Raw genomic sequence first — 23,456 nt, forward strand, 5'->3', positions numbered from 1 at the left:
CACCGTTGCCTTCTGATTACAATCAGTTGTGCGCGGTGGGGGTTTCGAGTTCAAGGTTCTGGGGCCGATCGAGGTGCTGCGCGAGGGCGCCCGGCTGACCGTCCGGGCGCCCAAGCTGCGGATCCTGCTCGCCTCGTTACTCCTCGACGCCGGGCGGGTCGTCACCGTCGAGACACTGGCGGAGCACCTGTGGGGAGACGACCCGCCCGATGGCGCTCGCAACACCTTGCAGAACTACGTCCTGCGGCTGCGCCGCCTGCTTGGCGGCGCGGCGGAGCACGTCCCCCTGGTGACCCGTCCCCAGGGCTACCTGATCGAGCCGGCACCAGGCGCGCTCGATCTGCACCGGTTCGACGCGCTGGTGAGGCGGGCGAGGACGGCCGCCGCCGCCGACGAGATGGGGCAGGCGTCCGCGCTGCTGGAGGAGGCGTTGCTGCTGTGGCGGGGGGAGGCGCTCTCGGACGTTCCGTCGGAGGTGCTACGCCGAGACGTCGCGCCCGTGCTCCACGAGCGCCGGCTGGACGCGATCGAGCTGCGCGTCGAGGCCGATCTGGCTCTGGGCAGGCACGAGAGCCTGGTCGCGGAGCTGCACGAGCTGACCACGGCGCATCCGCTGAGGGAGCGGTTCTGGGCGCAGCGGATGGTGGCGCTCTACCGGTCCGGCCGTCAGGGCGACGCCCTGCGATGCCACCGGACGGTCCGGGATCTCCTGGCCGAGGAGCTCGGCGTCGATCCCGGCGCGGAGCTCCGCGAGCTGCACCAGCGGATCCTGACCGCCGACCCGGCGCTGCTGTGTACGAGAGCGCCCGGCGACCGGGGCAACCTGCCGGCGGAGGTGACCACGTTCGTCGGCCGCGAACGGCAGCTCGCCGAGGTCGGGCGGCTCCTGGCGGCCAACCGCCTGGTCACGCTCACCGGTGTGGGCGGCGTGGGCAAGACCAGGCTGGCGCTGCGGGCAGGCGCGGAGCTGTGCGGCGGGTTTCCCGACGGCGTGTGGCTGTCCGACCTCACCTCGCTGGCCGAGCCCCGACTGCTCGACCAGATCGTGGCGGAGGTCTTCGGCATCCGCGACCAGTCGGCGCGCCGCACCGTGGACATCCTGGTCGAGCACCTGCGCGACAAGCGGCTGCTGCTGGTGCTCGACAACTGCGAGCACGTGGCCGGCGCGGTCGCGGCGCTGGTCGACGTCCTGCTGAGAGCCTGCCCCGGCCTGCGGGTGCTGACCACCAGCAGGCACCGGCTCGGGCTGCAGAGCGAGCACTCCCTGCTGGTGCCCCCGCTAGCGCTCCCGCCGGCGACGGCCACCGGCGCCTGCCGGCCGCTCACCGGCTACGACGCGGTCTCGTTGCTGGCCGCCCGCGCGGCGGCCTCGGCCCCGGGCTTCCGCGTCACGCCGGGCAACGAGGAGTCCGTCGCCCAGCTGTGCAGGCGTCTCGACGGCATCCCGCTGGCGATCGAGCTGGCGGCGGTCAGGCTGGGCACGCTCTCCGTCGAGGAGATCCTGGAACGCCTCGACCACCGGCCCCAGCTTCTGGCCACCACCAACCCCCACGTCACGCCCCGCCACCATCAGACCCTCCATGACGTGATCACCTGGAGCCACGGCCTGTGCACCGAGCCCGAGCGGCTGCTGTGGGCGCGGCTCTCGGTCTTCTCCGGCGGGTTCGACCTGGAGGCGGCCGAGGAGGTGTGCCACGGACCCGGCCTGCCCCGGGCCGACATCCTGGATCTGCTGGCCGGTCTGGTGCACAAGTCGATCCTGATCGTGAGCGCCGGTGGCCGCCGGACGCGCTACCGGCTGCTGGAGACGATCCGCCAGTACGGCCGGCGGCGCCTGGCCGACCTCGGCCTGCACGACGCGGTACGGCTCCGCCACCGTGACCACTACCAGCGGCTGGCCGCCCGCGCCGCGACCGGCTGGTGCGGTCCCGACGAGGTCGAATGGCTGTCGACACTGCGGCGCGAGCTGCCCAACCTGCGGGCCGCCCTGCGCTTCTGCCTCACCCGGCCGGGCCAGGCGGGTCACGGGCTGGAGATCGCCGTCAACCTGACCCGGACCCGGATCTGGTTCTTCAGCAGCACCATCGGTGAGGGGCGCCTCTGGCTGGAGCAGATGTGCGCGGCCCCTTCTCCAGCCCCTTCTCTGGCCCTTTCGGCGCCCTCTTCCGGGCCCTCTTCCGCGCCCTCTTCCGTGTCCCCGGAGCCGCGGCGCGAGGCGGCCGCCGCCCTCCTGGTGTGGATCGCGCTCTGCCAGGGTGACCAGGAGGCGGCCGGGGTGTTCCTGACCCGGTGCCGAGCCCCGAGCGTCCGGCCGTCCGGCGGCGACCTGTCACCGGTCGCCGCCTACATCGAGGGCGCCCACGCACTGCTCGTGCACGGCAGCGACCGCGCCATCGCCCTGCTCGCCCGGGCGCGCACGGCGTTCCGTCACGCCGGAGCGCAGGGCGACGCCCACATGGCGACCATGATGTGGGCGATGGCCTGCGCCTTCCTCGGCGACCGCGCCACCGCGCTCGACGCCGGCGCCGCCTATCTCGCCGAGGCCGAGGAGAGCGGGGGAGCCTGGGCCTGCACGTGGGCGCTGTGGACCCACGGGCTCACCGAGCTGCGGCACGGCGACCCCGACAGGTCCACCGGCCTGTTCCGCGAGGCCCTGCGCCGCCAGTACGACATCGACGATCGCTGGGGGCCCGTGTGGGGTCTCGAGTCACTCGCCTGGGCCGTCGCCGCCACCGGCCGGCACGTCCACGCCGCCGAGCTCCTCGGCAGCGCGTACGCCCTCCGGCAGGTCACCGGGGTGGCGCTGATCGGGCTGCGCCCCTTCCACGACGCCCACGTCGCGGCCGTACGGCTGACGCGCGAGGTCCTCGGGGAGCAGGCGTACGAGGCCGCCTTCGAACGAGGAAGCCAGGTGGACGACATCCTCACGTTCGCGACCACGCGGCAGCAGGGTGATGACGAACCCCCTCGACCGGCCGGTGCGTGACCCTCTCGCCACGCTTGGCGACCCCCACTCCCTGTGTCATGGTGAGCGCAGAGAGTTCACTTCCCCCTGTGAGGTCGATGTGGGCAAGAAGAAGCGCGAGTACGGTGTGATCGCGGAGACGGCCGGAACCCTCGCCAAGGTCGCGCCGCCGGTGATCGGAGCGCACACTCCGCATCCGGTCGCCGGTGCTCTGGCGGGAGCCGCGATAACCGCGAAGTACGGCGACAAGATCGAGAAGGTGGTGAAGGACGTCACCCAGGATCTCGTGGACCACTCCAACAAGGAGTGGGAGAAGCTCACTCCCGAAGATCTCCGGCAGATCGCCCTCAACCAGCAGCTCTACTAGCGACCGCCCGTTCCCGGCGTGAGCGGGGGGCGGCCGTTTCCGGTCGCGCGCGCCCCTCACGCCGAATCAGCTCACCGGCCCTCCTCCGGCGTCACGCGGGGGAGGGCCGGTGCTGCCACGGGGGACGAGGCGGGGGCGCGGTCCTCGACGGCGCCCACCCGCTCGCCGGCGATCAGCGACAGGAGCGTCCGCGCCGCGTGCGCCCCGTAGGCGGGAACTCAACGACTGCTGGCCGGTCACCTCCTGGTCGGCCGTCGACGGCGACGGCCGGCGCAAACCGCTGCGGTACGCGCTGCGCCGCGCCTACGCCGACCGGCTGCTCACCGTTCAGGACGGCGAGCAGGGCGCCGAGGTGGCCGTGGTCAACGACGCCGACCGGCCGTGGCAGGGCGAGCCGCTCGTCGCCCGGCTCGGAGACCGGCGCGCCGTGTCGTTCTTCGCCGAGGACACCGCCGTGGCCTACCCCCGCGCCGCCTACGACGCGGCGGCCGAACCGGTCGAGGGCGGCTACCGGGTCACGGTGACCGCCCGGACGCTGCTGCGCGAGCTGGCCCTGTTCCCCGACCGGCTCGACCCGGCCGCGTCCGTGGACGACCTGCTCCTCACGCTGCTGCCCGGCGAGGTCGCGGCCTTCCACGTCGCCACCGAGCGGCCGCTGGACCCCGGGGCGCTGACCACGCCTCCCGTCCTACGCTGCGTCAACGAAGCCGGAGTCGACGGGGCCGGAGTCGACGGGGCCGGAGTCGGCCGGGCCGGGCCGTGAGGCGACCTCCACCCGGCCGCCGCTGACCCGCGTCGCGTAGGTCGGCACCACCACCCCCGGCTGGTCCAGGCAGACACCGGTGACCAGCGAGAACACCTGCTTGTGCAGAGGCGAGGCCACGGTCGGCTCGTCCTCTCTGCTGCCCACGATGCCGCGCGAAAGCACCTGGGCCCCGCTGAACGGGTCCAGGTTGCCGATCGCCCGCACCGAGCCGTCGAAGACGCGGAACACGGCCACCTGCCGGCCGTCCACCAGCGCGCACACGCCACGCTCGGGCAGCAGGAGGCCGTAGTCGCACACCGGAACCCAGGAACTCATCGGACCACCGCCGGCTTGATCTGGTCGCGTTCCCGCTCGAACACGATCGACGGGTCGGGGACGCCCGGCGCGTTGACGAAGCTGACGAAGCGGCTCAGCTTCTCGGGGTCCTCGATGGTCGCCCGCCACTCGTCCTCGTAGCCGGCGACGTGTTGCCGCATCCGTTCGTCCAGCTCGGCGCACAGGCCCAGCGAGTCGTGGACGATCACCTGGCGGACGTGCTCCAGGCCGCCCTCGATCGACTCGATCCAGGCGGCGGTGCGCTGCAGCCGGTCGGCCGTGCGGATGTAGTACATGAGGAACCGGTCGATGGTCGTGACCAGCTCGCCGGTGGTCAGGTCGGCGGCGAACAGGTCGGCGTGCCGCGGCCGGAACCCGCCGTTGCCGCCGACGTACAGGTTCCAGCCCTGCTCGGTGGCGATGATCCCGAAGTCCTTGGAACGGGCCTCCGCGCACTCGCGGGCGCAGCCGGACACGGCCGACTTGAGCTTGTGCGGCGCCCGCAGGCCGCGGTAGCGCAGCTCCAGGGCGATGGCCAGGCCGACCGAGTCCTGCACGCCGTAGCGGCACCAGGTGGAGCCGACGCACGACTTCACCGTGCGCAGCGCCTTGCCGTAGGCGTGCCCGGACTCGAAGCCGGCCTCGACGAGCCGTCGCCAGATCTCCGGCAACTGTTCGACCCGGGCGCCCAGCAGGTCGATCCGCTGCCCGCCGGTGATCTTGGTGTAGAGGCCGAAGTCGCGGGCCACCTCACCGAGCACGATCAGCCGGTCCGGCGTGATCTCACCGCCCGGGACGCGCGGCACGACCGAGTAGGTGCCGTTCTTCTGGATGTTGGCCAGGAAGTGGTCGTTGGTGTCCTGCAGAGCGGCCCGTTCCCCGTCGAGCACGTGCCCGTTGTGCAGCGAGGCCAGGATGGAGGCGACCGCGGGCTTGCACACGTCGCAGCCCCGGCCCCGCCCGTGGGCGGCGATCAGCTCCGAGAACGTGCCGATGCCACGCACCCGGACGATGTCGAACAACTCCGCCCTGGAGTGGGCGAAGTGCTCGCACAGCGCCGTGCCCAGCTCGACGCCCGACGTCTCCAGCAACCGCCGCAGCATGGGCACGCAACTGCCGCAGGCGCTGCCCGCCCGGGTGCACGTCTTGACGCCCGCGACGTCGGTGAGGCCCTCGTCCGCGATGGCGGTGCGGATCCGGCCCGCGCTGACGTTGTTGCACGAGCACACCTGCGCGTCGCCGGGCAGCTCCAGGTCCGCGCCGGCGCCGCTGAACAGCAGGTCCGACGGCGGCGCGGGCAGCGGCTTGCCGACGAACGGGCGCAGCGCGCCGTACGGCGAGGCGTCGCCGACGCAGATGCCGCCGAGCAGCGTCCGGGCGTCGTCGCTGATGAACAGCCGCTTGTAGACGCCGCCCACCGGGTCGGTGTAGGTGACGTCGAGCGCCCCCTCCATGGCGCCGAACTGCGCCACCTCGACCCCGAGCAGCTTCAGCCTGGTCGACAGGTCGGCCCCGTCGAAGGTGGCGGCCCCGCCCAGCACGCGGTCGGCGGCCACCTCGGCCATGGTGAAGCACGGCCCGGCCAGGCCGTACACCAGGCCGCCCGCCAGCGCGCACTCGCCGATCGCGTAGATCGCCGGGTCGGACGTGCGCATGCCCGCGTCGACCACGACGCCGCCCCGCTCGCCCACCTCCAGCCCGCACCCTCGGGCCAGCTCGTCACGCGGCCGGATCCCGGCGGAGAAGACGACGAGCTGCGCGTCGATCAGCGTGCCGTCCGGTTCGCGCAGCCCGGTCACGCCGCCGGCCTCACCGGTGACGATCTCCTGGACGCCCGAGCCCGCGTGCACGCTCAGCCCGAGGGCCTCGATGTGCCGCCGCAGCACCGCCCCGCCGCCCTCGTCGACCTGCCGGGGCATCAGCCAGGGGCCCATCTCGACGATGTGGGTGCGCAGACCCAGCCCGCGCAGCGCGTCGGCGGCCTCCAGGCCGAGCAGCCCGCCGCCGACCACGACGCCCTCCGTCGCGTCCTTGGCCGCCGTCCTGATCGCGTCGAGGTCGTCGATCGTCCGGTAGACGAACGCGTGCTCGGCCCCCGGCACCGATGGCACGAACGGCGCCGACCCGGTCGCCAGCACCAGCACGTCGTACGGCTCCGCCGACCCGTCGGCCAGCGTGACCGTGCGGCCCGCCCGGTCGATCCCGGTGACGCGCACGCCCAGCCGGGTCACCGCCCCGGCGGGCGCCGGATAGCTGAGCTCCTCGACGCCGGTCCCCGACAGGTAGGAGGTCAGCGCGACGCGGTCGTAGGCCGGCCGGGGCTCCTCCCCGATCACCGTGATCCGGCCGCCGAAGCCCCGCTCCAGCAGGGTCTCGACGAACCGGTGGGCTGCCGGGCCGTAGCCCGCCACCACGATCCTGGTCACGTGGCCTCCTGCGCCGATGAGTTCGTTCCGTCCGGTCACGCCGGCACTCCTTCCTGCTCGCACAACCAGCCGACGAGGCCGGCCACGGCGTCGCGGCAGCTTCCGCAGCCGGTCGTGGCCCTGGTGCCGGCCGCTATGCCCGGCACGTCGCGGGCGCCGGCCTCCCAGCAGGCCCGGATCCGGCCCTTGGTCACGTTGTTGCAGTGGCACACCGTGGCCGCGTCGGGCATTAGCGTCGGGTTGTCGGCGACCGGCGCGGCCGACAGGCCCGGGAACAGCAGCCCGGCCCGATCACCCGGCACCGGCCCGCCTCGGTCGAACAGCTGGGTGAGCGTGCCGACCGCGTCGCTCTCGCCCAGCAGGATCGCGCCCACCAGCCGGCCGTCCCGGATGACCAGCTTGCGGTAGGTGCCCCGGGCCCGATGGCTGAAGCGCACCACCTCGGCGTGTTCCTCGGTGAGCTGGGTCTCGCCCATCGCGGCCAGCTCCACGCTCGTCGCCTTCAGCCTGGTCACCAGCCGCGAACCCCGGTAGAGGAGCTTGCCGCCGGTGATGACGGCGGCGGCCACGGCCGCCTGCTCCCACGCGGGCGCGACCAGGCCGTACACGGTGCCGTCGTGCTCGGCGCACTCACCGATGGCGAAGATCGCCGGGTCGTCGGTGCGCAGCTCGTCGTCCACGACGACGCCCCGCCGCACCTCCAGGCCCGCGTCGGCGGCCAGACCGGTCACCGGCCGGACCCCGCAGGCCAACACCACCAGGTCGCCTTCGACCAGCTCGCCGCCCGCCAGCCGTACGCCCTCCTCCAGCACCGCCTCGGCGGCCACGCCGGTGCGGGTCTCGACGCCCAGCCCGGCCAGCGTCTCGCCGAGGACCTCTCCCGCCTCGACGTCGAGCTGCCGTTCCATCAGATGGCCGGCCAGGTGCAGCAGCGTCACGGGCAGGCCGCGCCCGGCCAGCCCGCGGGCCGCCTCGACGCCGAGCAGCCCGCCGCCGATCACCACGGCCCGGCGGCTCCGCTCCGCCGCCGCGAGGATGCGCCGGCAGTCGCCGAGCGTCCGGAACGGGATCGCCCGCTCCACGCCGGGGATCGGTGGCACGACCGCCTCGCTGCCGGTCGCCAGGACCAGCACGTCGTACGGCTCGCGCCGCCCGTCCGCCGTCAGCACCGTCCGGGTGTCCCGGTCGATCAGCTCGACCGGGCTGCCGAACACCGCCCGCACCCGGTGCGTGCCGTACCAGGAGGGGTCGAGCAGCCGTACCTGCTCGGGCCGGGTGGTTCCGGCGAGCACGTTCGACAGCAGCACCCGGTTGTACGGCGGGCACGTCTCCGCGCCGAGCACCGTGACGTCGATCCGCGGATCGCGCGCCCGCACCTCGCTCACCAGCCGCGAGCCGGCCATGCCGTTGCCCACCACGACGAGCCTCATGTGACCCTCTCCACCCTGACCGCGCAGACCTTGAACTCCGGCATCCGGGACGTGGGGTCGAGCGCCGGGTTGGTCAGCCGGTTGACCCCCTCCCAGTGGAACGGCATGAACACCGTGTCCCGCCGGATCGCGTCGCTGATCCGGGCCACGACCTGCTCCTCGCCCCGCCGGCCGCGGACCCGCACCAGGTCGCCGGCGACGATCTCCAACTGCTCGGCGAGGTCGGGATGGAGCTCGACGTACGGCTCGGGCACGGCCTCGGCCAGCGGCCCGATCCTGCGCGTCTGCGCGCCGCTCTGGTAGTGGGCGAGCACCCGCCCGGTGGTCAGATGGACGGGGTAGTCGTCGTCGGTCTCCTCGGCGGGCGGCCGGTGCTCGACGGGCACGAACCTGGCCCGGCCGTCGGGCGTGGCGAACCCGTCGAGGAACGGGCGCGGCGTGCCGGGATGGCCGGGCGCGGGACAGGGCCAGAACACGCCCTTCTCCTCCTCGATCCGTTCGTAGGTGATGCCGGAGTAGTCGGCGGGACCGCCCGCGCCGGCCCGGCGCAGCTCGTCGAACACCTCGCGCGGCTCGGCCGCGAACCGGTGGCCGAACCGCGCGGCCAGCCCTTGGATGACCTCCAGGTCGGTGCGGACGTCCGGGGGCGGCGCGACGGCGCGGCGGCGCAGCAGCACCCGTCCTTCCAGGTTGGTCATCGTGCCGGTCTCCTCGGCCCACTGCGTTACCGGGAACACCACCTCGGCCAGCGCGGCGGTCTCCGACAGCACCACGTCGGCCACGACCAGCAGGTCGAGCGCGCCGAGCCGGCCCGTCACGTGCGCCGAGCGGGGCGCGGACACCACGGGGTTGGAGCCGAACACCAGCAGCGCCCGCGGCCCGGCCGGCCTGCCGAGCGCGTCCAGCAGCTCGTACGCCGAGCGTCCGGCCCCCGGCAGGTCGCGGGGATCCACGCCCCACACCGCGGCGACGTGCTCGCGGGCCGCCGGATCGTCGATGCTGCGGTAGCCGGGCAGCTGGTCGGCCTTCTGGCCGTGCTCCCGGCCGCCCTGCCCGTTGCCCTGCCCGGTCAGGCAGCCGTAGCCGGAGCCGTGCCGGCCAGGCAGACCCAGCGCCAGCGCCAGGTTGATGTACGCGGTGACCGTGTCGGTGCCCTTGGCGTGCTGCTCGGCGCCCCGGCCGGTGAGCACCACCGCCCGGCGGGCCGCCGCCAGGGCGCGTACGGCCTGCCGCATCCGGGGGACCGGCACCCCGGTGATCCGCTCGACCCGCTCCGGCCACCACGACGCGAGCGAGGTGCGCACCTCGTCGAACCCGGCGGTCCGTTCGGCCACGTACGGCTCGTCCACCAGCCCTTCGGCGACGGCCAGGTGCAGCAGGCCGAGCGCGAGCGCGAGGTCGGTGCCGGGCGCGGGCTGCAGGTGCAGCCAGGCCGGCCGCGCCGTCGGCGTGCGGCGCGGGTCGACGACGATGAGCCGCTCGGCCGGCAGGTGGCGGACGAACGGCGGCATGGTCTCGGCGACGTTGGCCCCGGCCAGCAGCACCACGTCGGCCTCGGCCAGGTCCGTGATCGGGAACGGCAGCCCGCGGTCCATGCCGAACGCCCTGATCGAGGCGGCCGCGGCCGACGACATGCAGAAGCGGCCGTTGTAGTCGATCTGGCTGGTGCCGAGCACCACCCGGGCCAGCTTGCCGAGCTGGTAGGCCTTCTCGTTGGTGAGCCCGCCGCCGCCGAACACGGCCACGGCGTCGGGGCCGTGTTCGGCGCGGATCGCGGACAGCCGGGCCGCCACGTGGTCGAGCGCCCGCTCCCACGAGGCCGGCCGGCCGTACAGGAGGGGGGTGGTCAGCCGCTCGCCGTTGGTCAGCAGCTCGGCCGCGGTCCAGCCCTTCTGGCAGAGCGCGCCGGCCGCGTTGGCCGGGATGTCGGTCCGTGGGGCGATGGCGAGGTCGGCGCCGATCGTCATCCCGCACTGCAGGGCGCAGTAGGGGCAGTGGGTCGCCACCGGGCCGGTCGCGGGGCCGACCGCGAGGCTGGTCGCAGGGCAGGTCGCGTGGGCTGTCACGGGAGGTGTCACACCCGGGCGTGGGCGAGGCTGGCCACGCGGGAGACGCCCACGGTGCGCACGTAGCACCCCCAGGTCAGGGCGAAGCACGCCAGGTAGAAGACGCCGAACGCGGCGAACGCCGTCGCCGGGCCGCCGGTCGCCGCGAACGACATGCCGAACGCCCGGTTGATGAGGAACCCGCCGAGCGCGCCGACCGCCGAGATGATGCCGATCGCCGCGGCGGCCTGACGCTTGCCGTGCAGCAGCGCCTCCTCGCTCTCGCCGCGCTCGGCCACCGCCTTGGCCTGGAAGATCGCCGGGATCATCCGGTAGGTGGACCCGTTGCCGATGCCCGCCGTGAGGAACAGCGTCAGGAAGGCCAGGAAGAACAGCCAGAACGCGCCCGAGGCGCTGCCCAGCCAGACCAGCGCCACGCCGGCGCCCATGGCGGCGAAGTTCCACAGCGTCACCGGCGCCCCGCCGAGCCGGTCGGCCAGCCAGCCGCCGACCGGCCTGATCAGCGACCCGGCCAGCGGGCCGGCGAACGCCACGGCCGCCCACGGCGAGCCGGGGAACAGGCTCTTGCTCAGCAGCGGGAACGCCGTCGAGTAGCCGATGAACGAGCCGAACGTGCCGATGTAGAGGAACGACATGATCCACGTCTGGACCCGCCCGGCCACCGCCAGCTGCTCACGCGAGCTCGTCCGGGCGCTGGTCAGGTTGTCCATGAAGAACCACGCGCAGGCCGCGGCCAGCACCACCAGCGGCACCCAGAACCAGCCCGCCGCCGCCAGCCCGAACCCGCCGATCACCAGCGGCATGACCAGCTGCACCGAGCTGACCCCGATGTTGCCTCCGGCGGCGTTCAGTCCGAGCGCCACGCCCTGCTGGGAGCGCGGGTAGAAGTAGGTGATGTTGGCCATGCTGGAGGCGAAGTTGCCGCCGCCGACCCCGGCCAGCGCCGCGATCAGCAGGAACATCCAGTACGGCGTGCCCGGGTCGCTGACCGCCACCCCCAGCAGCACGGCGGGGACGAGCAGCAGCAACGCGCTGACCGTGGTGAAGTCGCGTCCGCCGAACCGGGCCGGCCCGAACGTGTAGGGCACGCGCAGCGCCGCCCCGATCAGGTTGGGCAGCGCCACCAGCCAGAACAACTGGTCGGTGGAGAAGTCGTAGGCGCCCATCTGGGCGGCCACGATGCTCCACAGGGTCCAGACCGTGAAACCGAGATGCTCGGCGAAGATCGAGAAGATCAGGTTGCGCCGGGCGATCCTCTTGCCTGTCGTCTCCCAGAAGGTCTCGTCGTCGGGGTGCCACTCGTCTAGCCAGCGCGCCATCGTGCCCTCCTACGCTCCGCTTCAGGACCGTGAGCGTAGGAAGGGCCGGTTACGCGCGCTGACGCCGCGTGGCCGTGCCCCCGTTACCGGTGACGCACCGCTGTAACGAGCGACACACATGCATCACAGGGGAAACACACCCGTAAAGAACGGGTTGTGAGAACTTTCTCTGCCGCTTGCGTCTCACGTGGCCTCCGGCGTGAGCAGGTCGCTGCTGACGTGCGAGACGACGATGTGCGCGAGGCCGCCCTGGAGGCCGCGACTGCAGACCTGGGCACCGGCGGCCGAATTCATCTCGCTGACCTCTTCACTGTCACGACCTTGCCTCGCTCCGTATTCTCGGTCAGCAAGCTCCGCACCTGCTCGAAGATCGGGGCGTCTCGCGACCATACCTGGACCTCGATGTAACGCCCGAGCTCCTTACCGTCGAGATGTTCGGGAAAGCCGCCGGTGTCGATGATCGCTCTCATCTCCCCGGCGTTGAGAACGTGCGAAGCCGGAGGTTCGTCAGATCAACCTGATCCCTGCGCGTGGGATCCCTCAGCATGTAGTTGAAAAAGCTGTCCTCGATCGTCATGGTCATGTGCTCGGCCGGTATGGCCTCAGCCGGTATGTTGATGGTCACGAATTCGTCGCCAAGGCTGCCCGAGGGTCGTGAGTTCAGCATGAAATACAGGGGTGGAATGTCGCCGTTGAGCTCCTGTCCTTTTTTTCGCCCTTCATTTATCAGCCACTCCTCTATCATGCGGCGATATTCTAGATAATCGCCGTCGAATTTCTTTCCTGTCGCCGCGACGAGTTTTTCCGCGTCTCCTCGATTCGCGAACTCCGTGATGGATCTGAATGGGTCGAGCCCGTTGCCTGAGAGAGATCTGCGGGTGAGCCACAGTCCTGCCAAGGGATGGATGTCTCTTGGCAGGTCTGCGGAGGCCGTCTCCACCGAGGAGCGATGGGGGCCCGAGGCGCTGAGGATGCGGCGGAGGCGGGCTTCAATGCGGCACGAAAGGGTTTCGCCGAAGAACCGTTCGAGTGCGTGCCGAGTGACGGTCGCCCAACGCTGGACGATCCAGCGCAGGACCCTGAGGTTCGTCCGTATGACAAGTACGGCGATGCCTCCGGCGAAGGCCGTGGTCAGCAGGATGGCCACGGCCTTGGCGGCGGTGACAAGGGAGTTCTTGAGGGCCTCGACAAGGTTGGCTGCCTGATGGTGACCGTCGGCGAGTGCCCTCAATATGGTGGTGAGGCTGGGTAGGTAGGAAGTGTCACACGCGTCGTCTTGATACTTGGCCCAAAATACCTCGAGCGCGTCGATGTCGTTTCCTGCGTTGTGGGCTCTCACGTGCTGGACGGCGCCGTGCGCGGTTGGAGTGACATCGGCGGCAAGTGTGGTAGCGCAAGCTCGATAAGAGTCCGCGCACTGGCGTAACCCATCTTCGTTCTGACTGGGCCACGGTATGCCCAGCACCCCGAATGCGACCTCCAATTCCGCTGGAAGCATCACCGCCAATGGTCTGGCCTCCCGCGGCTCTCCACGATCAGCGCAGTCGGGCTCATCTGTGAGAGGTCGGCATGCCTCACGGGAGGAACGAGTGGCCCGGCTCGGGCCGAGCCCCGTGCAGGGGGGAGTCCGCGTGCTGGTCGATGGGCGGGAAGAGGGCGGTGGAGGCCTGTTCGCCGGTGCTGTGATGTTCACGCATCGCCTCGATGCATGTGCTGCTCTGGTGGAGACGGGTGGACAAGTGGCGGCACGCCTGGCCCACCATCTCGTTGATCTGGTTCATGACGATGCCGATGGTCCCGTCTCCCCAAGGGGAATTTCCACCACCGGCGACGGCGGACATGAGCACGTCGGTGTCGCTCGCGAAAACTCCGGCTGCATCCCGCATGCCCCGCGCGGCTTTGGTCAGCGACGTCCTGTCGACTCTCAGTTCCGCTTCCACGTCCCTCCAGCAGTGCAACCGAGCCGCCAGGGCATAAGTTATCACCCGCTTCGTGCTTGCTGGAGCCTGGCTAATACCCCTGCTGACGTGCATGGATAGAGCGAAAAGAAATGCCGTACAGCTTGTCGCGCTTCCTGGAGGCCCAGAGGCCGCTGTCAGGTCGATCATGCCCAGAGGGTGACAACCGAGCGTCGCGCCGCGCGGTCACGAGCCAGTCGCCGCTCCTCAGTCGATGCGGCCGCGCAAGCGGTCCGTGGCGATGATCACGACGGCGCCGAGGACGGCCAGGGCCAGGTTCGCGAAGAGCGGGTACGCGGCCAGGAGGTCGACGCGGGGGATGACAACGCGGTTGAAGAGGTTGAGGACCGCGCCCATGAAGGGCTGCGCCCACAGATGGTCGATGGCGCCGCTGACGCCCTGCAGGACCATGACGAACCCGGCGAACTGGATGGCTTTCTGCATGATCAGGACAGTACGGATTCGCCACCCGTCACGGATCGGTCCTCGGCCTGCGGGCCACCCTACTTCGGTAGCCGGAACAACCGACCAAAGGAGGGGCCGTATGGAGCCTGTGGCGGCGGGCAGGGTGGCCGGATGAACGTGGTGGTGCTGTCCGACACGCACGCGCCCCGCCGGTGGCGCTCCTGCCCGCCCCGGGTAGCCGAGCACCTGCGCGGCGCCGACATGATCCTGCACGCCGGAGACGTGTGCGTCGCCTCCGTGCTCGACGAGCTGTCCGCGTACGCGCCGGTCCACGTGGTCAAGGGCAACAACGACGGTCCTGACGTGGCCGCCCCCGAGACGCTGGAGCTCACCCTCCACGGCCTCCGGATCGCCATGATCCACGACAGTGGCCCCGTCCAGGGCAGGCTGCGCCGGATGCGCCGCCGTTTCCCCGAGGCGGACCTGGTGGTCTTCGGCCACTCCCACATCCCGATGGACGAGACGGGCGAGGGCCTGCGCATCTTCAACCCGGGCTCGCCGACCGACCGCCGCCGTCAGCCGCACGGCACCCTGGGCCTGCTCACCATCGAGCACGGCGCCCTGCGGGAGGCGAGGATCGTCCCGGTCACCTAGAGCCGGGCTCGTCCGGCATGGTGCGGGAAACCGCCATGGGAGTCGGCGGATCGCCCCCATGGCGGGCGGAGGGCCGGTTTCCTAGCGTGGACCACGTGATCAGCCTTGACCGACTCAGCAAACGCTATGGCGACCGGATGGCCGTCGACGGCCTGACGCTCCGGCTCAGGACCGGCGCCGTCACCGGCTTCCTCGGCCCGAACGGCGCCGGCAAGTCCACCACGATGCGCATGATCCTCGGGCTCGACCGCCCGACCGAGGGCCACGCGCTGATCGGCGGCCGGCCGTACCACGAGCTGGAGAACCCGCTCCGGACGGTGGGCGCCACTCTGGACGCGCGAGCGGTGCACCCGGGCCGCTCCGTCCGCGCGCACCTGCTCGCGCTGGCCCGCGCCAGCGGCATCGGCCGGGCCCGGGTGGCCGAGGTGCTGGAGATGGTCGGCCTCGACGCCGTCGCCGGGAAGCGGGCGGGGACACTGTCGCTGGGGATGAGCCAGCGGGCCGGCATCGCGGGCGCGCTGCTCGGCGATCCCGAGGTGCTGATGTTCGACGAGCCCGTCAACGGGCTCGACCCCGATGGCGTGCGCTGGGTGCGCCGCCTGATGCGCTCGCTGGCGGCCGAGGGGCGGACGGTGTTCGTCGCCAGTCACCTGATGAGCGAGATGCAGCTCACCGCCGACCACCTGGTGATGATCGGGAAGGGGCGGCTGATCGTGGACGCGCCCCTTAAGGAGGTGCTGGCGGCCGGCGCGGTGCTGGTCCGCAGCCCGCACGCGGGCGACCTCGCGCTGCTGCTGGCCGCCGAGGGCGTCGCCGTCGAGCGGCGGGCCGAGAACGAACTGGTCGCCACCGGCGCGCCGATCGAGCGGATCGGCGACCTGGCGCACGAGGCCGGGATCCGCCTGCACGAGCTGAGCGCGCGCGAGGCGTCCCTCGAACAGGCCTACCAGGAACTGACCGCGAACAGCGTCGAGTACGGGAGCGCGCGATGAACGAGGCGGGGATCGAGGAGACGGCGGCGCCCCCGGGGCCTCCGGCCTCGGCGGGCGCGCGGGCGGGCGTGGTGGTCGCGGTGTCACGGGGCGTGGCGGCGGAGTGGGGGAAGTTGTGGTCGGTGCGGTCGACCTGGTGGTGCGTGGCGGGCACGGTCGCGCTGACCGTCCTGGCCGCGCTCACGCTCGGCGGCTCACGGGTGACGGAGCTGCTGCGCGACGGCGTCACGACGGTCCGCCTGCCCGCCACCGACGCGGCGATCTCGGCGATGGTGTTCGCCCAGCTCACCCTGGTCGCCCTGGCCATGCCGGCGATCACCTCGGAGTACGCGTCCGGCTCCATCCGGAGCACGCTGCGGGCCACCCCGATCAGGGGCCGGATGCTGGCCGCGAAGGCCCTGGTGGTCGCGCCGGCGGCGTTCGTGATCGGCGTGTTGTCGGGCGTGGCCGCGGCGGCCGCCGCCTACCTGGTGCTGTCGGCCCCGATCTTCGGCGGGCTCGTCACGCTGCCCGCCGGGCGCGCCGCCGTGGACCTGCTGCGGCTCGGCGTGTTCTGCGCGCTGGTGTCGGTGCTGGCGCTCGGCCTCGGCACCGCGTTGCGGAACGCGGCCGGCACGCTGACCGTGGTGTTCATGCTGCTGCTCGGGCTGCCGCTGCTGCTGCTCATGTCGGGCGCGCCGGTCGCGATGGAGCTGGCGCTGCGGCTGCCGATGTTCGCTGGGCTGGCGTTCATGGAGAGCGCCGACAACCCGACCGGCGGTCCGCTGCCCTACGGGTCGTGGGAGGGCCTGGCCTGGCTGGCCGGCTGGACGGTCGCGGGGCTGGCGGCCGGGCTGGCCGTGCTGCGCCGGCGCGATGCCTAGACTGCGCGGCGTGACTGCCGTGGTCCTTCGCAGGCTCGCCGGCGTGCTGGCCGGGACGTTCACCGGCGCCGCCGCGCTGGCCCTGCTGCTGCTCGCCTGGCCGTGGCGATCCGGGTGGGCGCCCCGGCTGGCGGCGGTCGAGCGGGCCCGCTCGTCGGCCTGGCTCGGGCACCACCTCCCGGACGGCGTCCCCGCCGCCGGCTACGTCGCGCTGCGCGGTCTGATCGGGGTGCTCGGCGGCTACGTGGCGCTGGTGCTGACGTTCACCGGGCTGCTGTTCGCGTCGGGCGGCCTCTGGGCCATGACGTACGGCCAGAGCAGCCCCGTGTCGCTGAACCTCCCCGGCGTCCGGCTGACGACGGAGAGCTGGGCGGTCGGCCTCACCTGCGCCGTGGTGATGCTGGCGCTCGCCGTGGCCTGGTGCCGGCTGGTCGCCGGAGCCGAGCGGCGGCTGGCCGTACGGTTCCTGGGCCCCGGCCCGGAGGAGGTGATGCGGCGGCGCATCGCCGAGCTGACCAGCACCCGGTCCGGCATCGTGCGGGCGGTCGACGACGAGCGGCGGCGGATCGAGCGTGACCTGCACGACGGTGTGCAGCAGCGCGGCGTCGCGCTGGCCATGCTGCTCGGCCGGGCCCGGCACAGCCCCGGCGCGGCCGCCGAGCTGGTCGACCAGGCCTACCTCGAGTCGCGGCAACTCCTCGACGAGCTGCGCGGCGTGGCCTGGCGGATCTATCCGACCGCGCTCGACGAGCTGGGCCTGCGCGCGGCGCTGGAGGGCGTGGCCGAGCGGTCGAGCGTCCCGGTGACGGTGCACTACGGGCTGGCCGGGCGGCCGGTCTCGGAGGTGGAGACGGCACTCTACTTCGTGGCGCGCGAGGCGATCACCAACGCGGTCAAGCACGCGGAGGCCCGTGACATCCTGGTCGTCCTGGAGGAGGACGAACGGGAGGTTCGGGTGACCATCTCCGACGACGGGCGCGGCGGGGCCGATCCGGCGGGCGGCGGGCTGTCGGGGCTGGCCCGGCGGGTGCTCGCGCTCGACGGCGGGTTCGAGGTGGGGCCCGCGACGGGCGGCGGCACCCGGGTGCGCGCCTGGCTGCCGAAGCAGGCGCCGTGCGGCTGATCCTGGCCGACGACGCGGTGCTGCTCCGCGAGGGCCTGATCCGCCTGCTCGAAGAGGCGGGCCACCAGGTGGTGGCGGCCGTGGGCGACGCGGAGGCGCTGGTCGAGGCGGTGGCCGCCGACCGGCCCGACGTGGCCGTGGTGGACGTGCGGATGCCGCCCGGTCACTCAGACGAGGGGCTGCGCGCCGCCCTGGAGATCCGCCGGCGCTGGCCCGGCGTCGGCATCGTGGTGCTGTCGCAGTACGTGGAGAAGACCTACGCGGCCGAGTTGCTCACCGAGGCCGCCGAGGGCGTGGGCTACCTGCTCAAGGACCGGGTGTCGGAGGTGGCCGACTTCCTGGGGGCGCTGGAGCGGGTCCGGGCGGGCGGCACCGTGATCGATCCCGAGGTGGTGCGCCAGCTGCTGGCCCGCACCAGCCACGCCGACCCGCTGGCCACGCTCAGCGAGCGCGAGTCGGAGGTGCTGCGGCAACTGGCGCAGGGCTACGCCAACTCCGCCATCGCCGGCAACCTGCACGTCTCGCTGAGCACGGTCGAGAAGCACGTCAACGCCATCTTCGACAAGCTCGACCTGCCGCGGACCCTCGTCTACAGCAGGCGAGTGCTGGCCATCCTGCGCTATCTCGACGGCTGAGCCGTCATCGGCTCCGTGGCAGCGCTCCTGACCAGATCACATCTCATGACATGTCAAGTTTTAGTTAGTCGGCAACCCTTGCAAAGCGGACACGTTCTCTTCACTCTCTCTCCATAGGCGTAAAGATCAGCTCGACCCCGGCGGGCTTCCGCCGGGCGTTAAGGAGAGCGAGTGCCGAACACCCCCCGCTGGCGTGCGATCCTGACCGGGGTCATCGCCGCCACCACCCTCATGTTCCCCGCGGGCGTCGCCCAGGCCGCGCCCGATCCCGACAAGATCAGCGAGGCCGTGCAGGCCGACCTCGACACCGACGGCAAGGCCACCTTCTGGGTGCGCCTGAAGGGCAAGGCCGACCTCACCGCCGCCCGCCGGGCCGCCACCAAGGACCAGAAGGCCGAGCAGGTCTTCGAGGCCAAGACCGGGCAGGCCACCAGCTCCCAGGCCGAGCTGCGTAAGCTCCTCGACTCCCAGGAGGCCGACTACACCTCCTACTGGATCGTCAACGCCGTCAGGGTGACGGCCGGCCCCAAGCTGGCGGCCGAGATCGCCGCCCTGCCGGACGTCGACCGGATCGACCCGGTACGCAGCGTGTCGCTGCCCAAGCCCATCACCGGCACCCCCGAGGCCAGGGTCAACGCCGTCGAGTGGAACATCGACCGGGTCAACGCCCCCCGTGTCTGGTCCGAGCTGGGCGTGCGCGGCGAGGGCATCGTGGTCGGCGAGATCGACACCGGCGCCCAGTTCGACCACCCCGCGCTGGCCGCGAACTACCGGGGCAAGAACCCGGACGGCTCGGTCGACCACGCCTACAACTGGTTCGACCCGGCCAGGGTCTGCCCGACGTCCGCGCCGTGCGACAACAACGGCCACGGCACCCACGTCATGGGCACCATGGTCGGCGCCGACGGCATCGGCGTCGCGCCCGGCGCCAGGTGGATCGCCGCCAAGGGCTGCGAGAGCAACTCCTGCAGCGACGCCTCCCTGCTCGCCGCCGGCCAGTGGATGCTCGCGCCCACCGACCTGAACGGCGAGAACCCCCGGCCCGACCTGGCGCCCGACATCATCAACAACTCCTGGGGCGGCGACGGGTTCGACCCCTGGTACAAGGAGACCGTCGAGGCCTGGGTCGCCGCCGGCATCTTCCCCGCCTTCGCCAATGGCAACGAGGGGCCCGCCTGCCGTACCAGCGGGTCGCCCGGACAGTACGTGATCAGCTACAGCGCGGGCGGCTTCGACATCAACAACGCCGTCTACGGCAACTCCAGCAAGGGCGAGGGCGAGAACGGCGAGATCAAGCCGAACATCGCCGCGCCCGCCGTGAACGTGCGCTCGTCCCTCCCCGGAGGCGGCTACGGCACCGGCACGGGCACCTCGATGGCCTCGCCGCACGTGGCGGCCACGGTGGCGCTCATCTGGTCGGCGGCGCCGGGCCTGCAGGGCGACATCGCCGCCACGAGGCCGGTGCTCGACGGCACGGCCGTCGACGTCAACGACACCAGCTGCGGCGGCACCGCCACCGACAACAACGTCTGGGGCGAGGGCCGGCTCGACTCCTTCGCCGCCGTCCAGGCCGCCCCCCGCGACGGGGTCGGCGACCTCACCGGCACCGTCAGCGCCGGCGGCACTCCCGTGGCGGGCGCCACGGTCGTCGTCACCGGCCCGATCACCCGTACGGTCACCACAGGCGAGGACGGGACGTACGCCATCGCCCGCCTGGTGCCCGGCGACTACCAGATCACCGCCGACCGGTTCGGCTACGCGCAGGGCACCGCGACGGCGACGGTCGTCGCCGGGCAGAGCGTCACCGCGGACGTGACGCTGGCCCGGCAGGCCACGGCCACGCTGTCCGGCACGGTCACCACGGCCGGCACACCGGAGCCGAACGCCAAGGTCGAGGCGCTGGGCACGCCGGTCGCCACCGTGACCGACGCGCAGGGCCGCTACCGGCTCACGCTGCCGGTCGGGGAGTACAGCATCCAGGTCACGGGCTCCCGTTGCTCCCGGGGCGCCACCGTGGGGCTCAACCTGACGGCCGACACGACCCAGGACATCGAGCTGGCGTTGCGCGGCGACAACTTCGGCTACACCTGCCGCAGCGGCGCCGAGGCGTACGTGGCGGGGACCGACAAGCTGGCCCTGACCGGTGACGACGAGGCGGTGCAGGTGACCCTGCCGTTCGCGGTCCCGTTCTACGGGACGGGCCAGAGCAGGGTGTGGGTCGCCACCAACGGGTTCGCCACCTTCGCCGCCGACCGGGTCGTCACGGCCGGCAACGGCAGGCTCCCGACCACGGGTACCCCCAACAACGCCGTCTACCCGTACTGGGACGACCTGGTCGTGGACGCCCAGAGCGGCGTCTACACCGGCGTCGTGGGCACCGCCCCGCACCGGCGGTTCGTGATCGAGTGGCGCAACGTCACGTTCTACAGCGACACGACGCAGCGCATCTCGTTCTCGGCCCTGCTGGGCGAGGACGGCACGGTCGGCTACCGCTACAAGGACATCGAGAGCCAGCGCGAGCAGGGCGCCAGCGCCACGGTCGGCGTCGAGAACGCGGCCGGCAACGACGCGCTGCTCTACTCCTACGAGGAGACGGTGCTGTCCAGCGGCCAGAGCCTGACGATCACCGCGAGCAGGCACGGCCTGGTCACCGGCACGGTCACCGACGCCAACGACGGCGAGCCGCTGGCCGGGGCGACGGTCAAGGTGGGCGACGTGGCCACGTTCACCACCGGCGCGGCCGGCACGTTCTACGGGCAGGTGCTGGCCGGCGACTACCAGGTGGAGGTGTCCAAGGAGCACTACGGCACGTTCACCAAGGAGGTCACGATCGCCCCGTCCGCGCCGACCCGGATCGACACGGCGCTGGTGACCGGCCGGGTCAGCCCCTCCACGGCCGAGCTGACCGTGGTGATGCCGGGGGAGGCGAGCAGGACGCGCTCGTTCGAGCTGACCAACCTTGGCTCGCCCACCGCCTACACCGTCACCACCGACCCGGCCCAGGGCTGGCTCGGCGTGACGCCCGCCGGCGGTGAGCTGGCCAAGGGCCAGACGGCGAAGCTCGACGTCACCGTCTCCAGCGCCGGAGTCCAGCCGGGCACGATCCGCTCCGGCAAGGTGATCGTCCGCTCCGCCAGCGGACGGCAGCCGGTCATCGAGGTCGCGGTCACGGTCGTGGTGCCCAAGCACCAGGTGGCCGTGGATGTCGGCGGCGGCAAGGCACTGGTCGACTCCGCCGGCGACGCCTGGACCGCCGACCGGAAGTACACCCAGGGCGGCCACGGCTACGTCGCCAACTCCAGCAGGACCCACTCCACGACAAGGACCATCGCCGGCACGCAGGACCAGGCGCTGTTCCGGACCGCCCGCGAGGGCATGCTGGAATACCGCTTCGACAACGTGCCGGCCGGCACCTACACGGTGGAGCTGGGCTTCGCCGAGACCAGGTCGATGAAGATGGGCAAGCGGGTCTTCGACGTCCTGGTCGAGGGCCAGCTCGCCATCCCGGCGCTGGACCTGGCGCTGGAGGCGGGCACCTACACGGCCGTCAGCAGGCAGTACACGGTGAAGGTCACCGACGGCCAGCTCAACGTGCGGTTCGCGACCCGCGAGGGCGCGACGATCGTGAACGCGATCCGCGTCTCCGAGCGTCCGGACCGGGCCACGTCCTGACGCTCCCCGGCCCGCCTCGCCGATCCGGCGGGGCGGGCCGTTCGCGTTCCCGATCTGATTTGTTTGCCATCCCCGCATGCTCGGCTGAGCATCGCCGATTCTCCGTCCGGGTATCTCCGTCTGCGCATCGCGCACCAGGCACCGCCCGGCCGGCGGGGTGTCCGCGCGCGCCGGCGTGCGGAGCGACAGGGATTGTGAGACCACTCGCCCGATGGGGGCCATGCCATGGTTCGACAGACACGTCCGGTCAGGCCGAGGGTCGTGATCGTGGGGGCGGGCTTCGCCGGGCTGAACGCGATGCAGGAGCTGGGCCGGGGCGACGCCCAGGTCACCCTGGTCGACCGCAATCCCTACACGACGTTCCAGCCGTTGCTCTACCAGGTGGCCACCGGGGCGCTCTCGGCCGGTGACGTGGCCTTCCCCCTGCGGGTGAGCGCGTCAAGGTTCCGGAACGTACGCGTACGGGTGGCCGGCATGACCGGCCTGCGGGCCGCCGAGCGGCAGGTGGAGCTCGACGACGGCACCACCCTCGACTACGACTACCTCGTGCTGGCCACCGGCGTCACCACCAACTGGGCGCGCATCCCCGGCGCGGAGGTCAACTCCATGCCGATGTACTCGCTCGACGACGCGATCAGGATGCGCGAGGAGCTGCTGCGCTGCCTGGAGGACACCGCGGCGGGCAGGCGCCGCTCCAGCCACGTCGTGGTCATCGGCGGTGGAGCCACCGGGGTCGAGATGGCGGGCACCATGGCCGAGCTGCGCCGGCGCTGGATCCCGCTGACCTACCCCGAGATCGCTCCCAAGCAGGCGAGCGTCACCCTGGTGGAGCGGTTCGACCATGTGCTCTCGCCGTACCGGCCCCGGCTGCGCGCCAAGGCCGCCAGGGCGCTGCGCAGGCGCGGCGTGCGGATGATGCTCGGCAGCACGGTCGCGTCCGTCGAGCACGACATGGTCGTGCTGACGGACGGCACCCGGCTCCCCAGCGACGTGACCGTGTGGGCGCTCGGCGTCGCCGCCCCCGCGCAGATCGGCGGCTACGGTCTGCGCCAGGGCAAGGGCGGCGCCATCGTGGTCACCAGCGCGCTCAACGTCGAGGAGCACCCGGAGATCTTCGTCGCCGGTGACCTGGCGAGTCCGCCCGACCCGCTGCCGCAGCTGGCGCAGCCCGGCATCCAGATGGGCAGGCACGTGGCCAGGCAGATCCTGGCCGCCGCCCACGGCCGGCCGCTGACACCGTTCGTCTACCACGACCTCGGCACCATGGCCACGGTCGGCCGCTGCGAGGCGGTCCTGCAGTTCGACAACGGGTTCGGGCTCAGCGGCCTGCCCGCCTGGGTGGGCTGGATCGCCGTGCACGTCGCCCAGCTCCTGGGCGGGCGCAACCGGCTCACCGTGCTGATCAACTTCCTGTGGAGATACTTCGGCCCGCGCCGGAGCGCCGCTTCCGTCGCCAAGTGACCTCGCCAAGTGATCCGTACCGCCACGTCCATGCCGAAG

18 protein-coding genes are annotated in these 23,456 nt (G+C 72.2%); 10 read left to right on the forward strand and 8 right to left on the reverse strand.

From position 1 onward, the window contains the following. The first annotated feature begins 28 nt into the window (after positions 1-28). The 3 genes from AC5L3X_RS23425 (at position 29) to AC5L3X_RS23435 (ending at position 4,095) form a co-directional block, all read left to right on the forward strand. Positions 29-2,986, forward strand: coding sequence for an AfsR/SARP family transcriptional regulator (locus tag AC5L3X_RS23425; RefSeq protein WP_494859591.1), 2,958 nt, complete (start codon positions 29-31; stop codon positions 2,984-2,986). Positions 2,987-3,065: 79 nt separating this feature from the next. Then, positions 3,066-3,332: a hypothetical protein gene (locus AC5L3X_RS23430; protein WP_494859593.1), complete on the forward strand. Its 267-nt coding sequence runs from the start codon at positions 3,066-3,068 to the stop codon at positions 3,330-3,332. 109 nt (positions 3,333-3,441) lie between these two features. After that, complete coding sequence (locus AC5L3X_RS23435; RefSeq protein ID WP_494859594.1) at positions 3,442-4,095, forward strand: hypothetical protein; 654 nt, start codon at positions 3,442-3,444, stop codon at positions 4,093-4,095. On the opposite strand, the gene nirD is transcribed toward AC5L3X_RS23435, so the two are convergent. From nirD to AC5L3X_RS23475, 8 genes are all read right to left on the reverse strand, one after another. Continuing rightward, positions 4,021-4,413 carry a nitrite reductase small subunit NirD gene (gene nirD, locus AC5L3X_RS23440; protein ID WP_494859596.1) on the reverse strand — a complete coding sequence of 131 codons (393 nt, stop codon included), beginning with the start codon at positions 4,411-4,413 and terminating at the stop codon, positions 4,021-4,023. The genes AC5L3X_RS23435 and nirD overlap by 75 nt on opposite strands. Continuing rightward, a complete protein-coding gene (gene nirB / locus AC5L3X_RS23445; protein WP_494859700.1) occupies positions 4,410-6,839 on the reverse strand; it encodes a nitrite reductase large subunit NirB in 2,430 nt (809 codons plus the stop codon). The genes nirD and nirB overlap by 4 nt, the downstream gene beginning before the upstream one ends. Positions 6,840-6,874: 35 nt before the next feature. Beyond that, positions 6,875-8,269: an FAD-dependent oxidoreductase gene (locus AC5L3X_RS23450; RefSeq protein ID WP_494859597.1), complete on the reverse strand. Its 1,395-nt coding sequence runs from the start codon at positions 8,267-8,269 to the stop codon at positions 6,875-6,877. After that, positions 8,266-10,335 (reverse strand): molybdopterin oxidoreductase family protein, encoded by a 2,070-nt coding sequence (locus AC5L3X_RS23455; RefSeq protein WP_494859599.1) that lies wholly within the window; start codon positions 10,333-10,335, stop codon positions 8,266-8,268. The genes AC5L3X_RS23450 and AC5L3X_RS23455 overlap by 4 nt, the downstream gene beginning before the upstream one ends. An 8-nt stretch (positions 10,336-10,343) precedes the next feature. Further along, a complete protein-coding gene (locus AC5L3X_RS23460) occupies positions 10,344-11,654 on the reverse strand; it encodes an MFS transporter (protein WP_494859600.1) in 1,311 nt (436 codons plus the stop codon). A 466-nt stretch (positions 11,655-12,120) separates the two neighbouring features. Continuing rightward, on the reverse strand, positions 12,121-13,152 hold the full coding sequence (locus tag AC5L3X_RS23465; protein WP_494859602.1) for a WXG100-like domain-containing protein: 1,032 nt from the start codon (positions 13,150-13,152) through the stop codon (positions 12,121-12,123). Positions 13,153-13,228: 76 nt separating this feature from the next. After that, complete coding sequence (locus AC5L3X_RS23470; protein WP_494859603.1) at positions 13,229-13,594, reverse strand: hypothetical protein; 366 nt, start codon at positions 13,592-13,594, stop codon at positions 13,229-13,231. A gap of 225 nt (positions 13,595-13,819) precedes the next feature. After that, complete coding sequence (locus AC5L3X_RS23475) at positions 13,820-14,056, reverse strand: hypothetical protein (protein WP_494859604.1); 237 nt, start codon at positions 14,054-14,056, stop codon at positions 13,820-13,822. Positions 14,057-14,188: 132 nt separating this feature from the next. On the opposite strand from AC5L3X_RS23475, the gene AC5L3X_RS23480 reads away from it, so the two are divergent. The 7 genes from AC5L3X_RS23480 (at position 14,189) to AC5L3X_RS23510 (ending at position 23,417) form a co-directional block, all read left to right on the forward strand. Next, positions 14,189-14,671: a metallophosphoesterase family protein gene (locus AC5L3X_RS23480; protein WP_494859605.1), complete on the forward strand. Its 483-nt coding sequence runs from the start codon at positions 14,189-14,191 to the stop codon at positions 14,669-14,671. A gap of 95 nt (positions 14,672-14,766) precedes the next feature. Further along, positions 14,767-15,663 (forward strand): ATP-binding cassette domain-containing protein, encoded by an 897-nt coding sequence (locus AC5L3X_RS23485; RefSeq protein WP_494859606.1) that lies wholly within the window; start codon positions 14,767-14,769, stop codon positions 15,661-15,663. Continuing rightward, complete coding sequence (locus AC5L3X_RS23490; protein ID WP_494859608.1) at positions 15,660-16,526, forward strand: ABC transporter permease; 867 nt, start codon at positions 15,660-15,662, stop codon at positions 16,524-16,526. The genes AC5L3X_RS23485 and AC5L3X_RS23490 overlap by 4 nt, the downstream gene beginning before the upstream one ends. A gap of 10 nt (positions 16,527-16,536) precedes the next feature. Next, positions 16,537-17,649 carry a sensor histidine kinase gene (locus AC5L3X_RS23495; protein WP_494859610.1) on the forward strand — a complete coding sequence of 371 codons (1,113 nt, stop codon included), beginning with the start codon at positions 16,537-16,539 and terminating at the stop codon, positions 17,647-17,649. Beyond that, complete coding sequence (locus tag AC5L3X_RS23500; RefSeq protein WP_494859611.1) at positions 17,640-18,284, forward strand: response regulator; 645 nt, start codon at positions 17,640-17,642, stop codon at positions 18,282-18,284. Before AC5L3X_RS23495 ends, AC5L3X_RS23500 begins: the two co-directional genes overlap by 10 nt. A 171-nt stretch (positions 18,285-18,455) precedes the next feature. Beyond that, positions 18,456-21,956, forward strand: a complete 3,501-nt coding sequence (locus AC5L3X_RS23505) for a S8 family serine peptidase (RefSeq protein WP_494859612.1) — start codon at positions 18,456-18,458, stop codon at positions 21,954-21,956. Positions 21,957-22,181: 225 nt separating this feature from the next. Continuing rightward, positions 22,182-23,417: an NAD(P)/FAD-dependent oxidoreductase gene (locus tag AC5L3X_RS23510; protein ID WP_494859613.1), complete on the forward strand. Its 1,236-nt coding sequence runs from the start codon at positions 22,182-22,184 to the stop codon at positions 23,415-23,417. Positions 23,418-23,456 lie beyond the last annotated feature (39 nt).

Source organism: Nonomuraea sp. CX421, assembly GCF_059358955.1.

Bases quoted from the DNA above. Each gene is read 5' to 3' on its own strand.
- AC5L3X_RS23475 (WP_494859604.1), bottom strand. From the start codon at position 14,056: ATGCAGAAAGCCATCCAGTTCGCCGGGTTCGTCATGGTCCTGCAGGGC.
- AC5L3X_RS23450 (WP_494859597.1), bottom strand. From the start codon at position 8,269: ATGAGGCTCGTCGTGGTGGGCAACGGCATGGCCGGCTCGCGGCTGGTG.
- nirD (WP_494859596.1), bottom strand. From the start codon at position 4,413: ATGAGTTCCTGGGTTCCGGTGTGCGACTACGGCCTCCTGCTGCCCGAG.
- AC5L3X_RS23465 (WP_494859602.1), bottom strand. From the start codon at position 13,152: ATGCTTCCAGCGGAATTGGAGGTCGCATTCGGGGTGCTGGGCATACCG.
- AC5L3X_RS23480 (WP_494859605.1), top strand. From the start codon at position 14,189: ATGAACGTGGTGGTGCTGTCCGACACGCACGCGCCCCGCCGGTGGCGC.
- AC5L3X_RS23490 (WP_494859608.1), top strand. From the start codon at position 15,660: ATGAACGAGGCGGGGATCGAGGAGACGGCGGCGCCCCCGGGGCCTCCG.
- AC5L3X_RS23460 (WP_494859600.1), bottom strand. From the start codon at position 11,654: ATGGCGCGCTGGCTAGACGAGTGGCACCCCGACGACGAGACCTTCTGG.
- AC5L3X_RS23510 (WP_494859613.1), top strand. From the start codon at position 22,182: ATGGTTCGACAGACACGTCCGGTCAGGCCGAGGGTCGTGATCGTGGGG.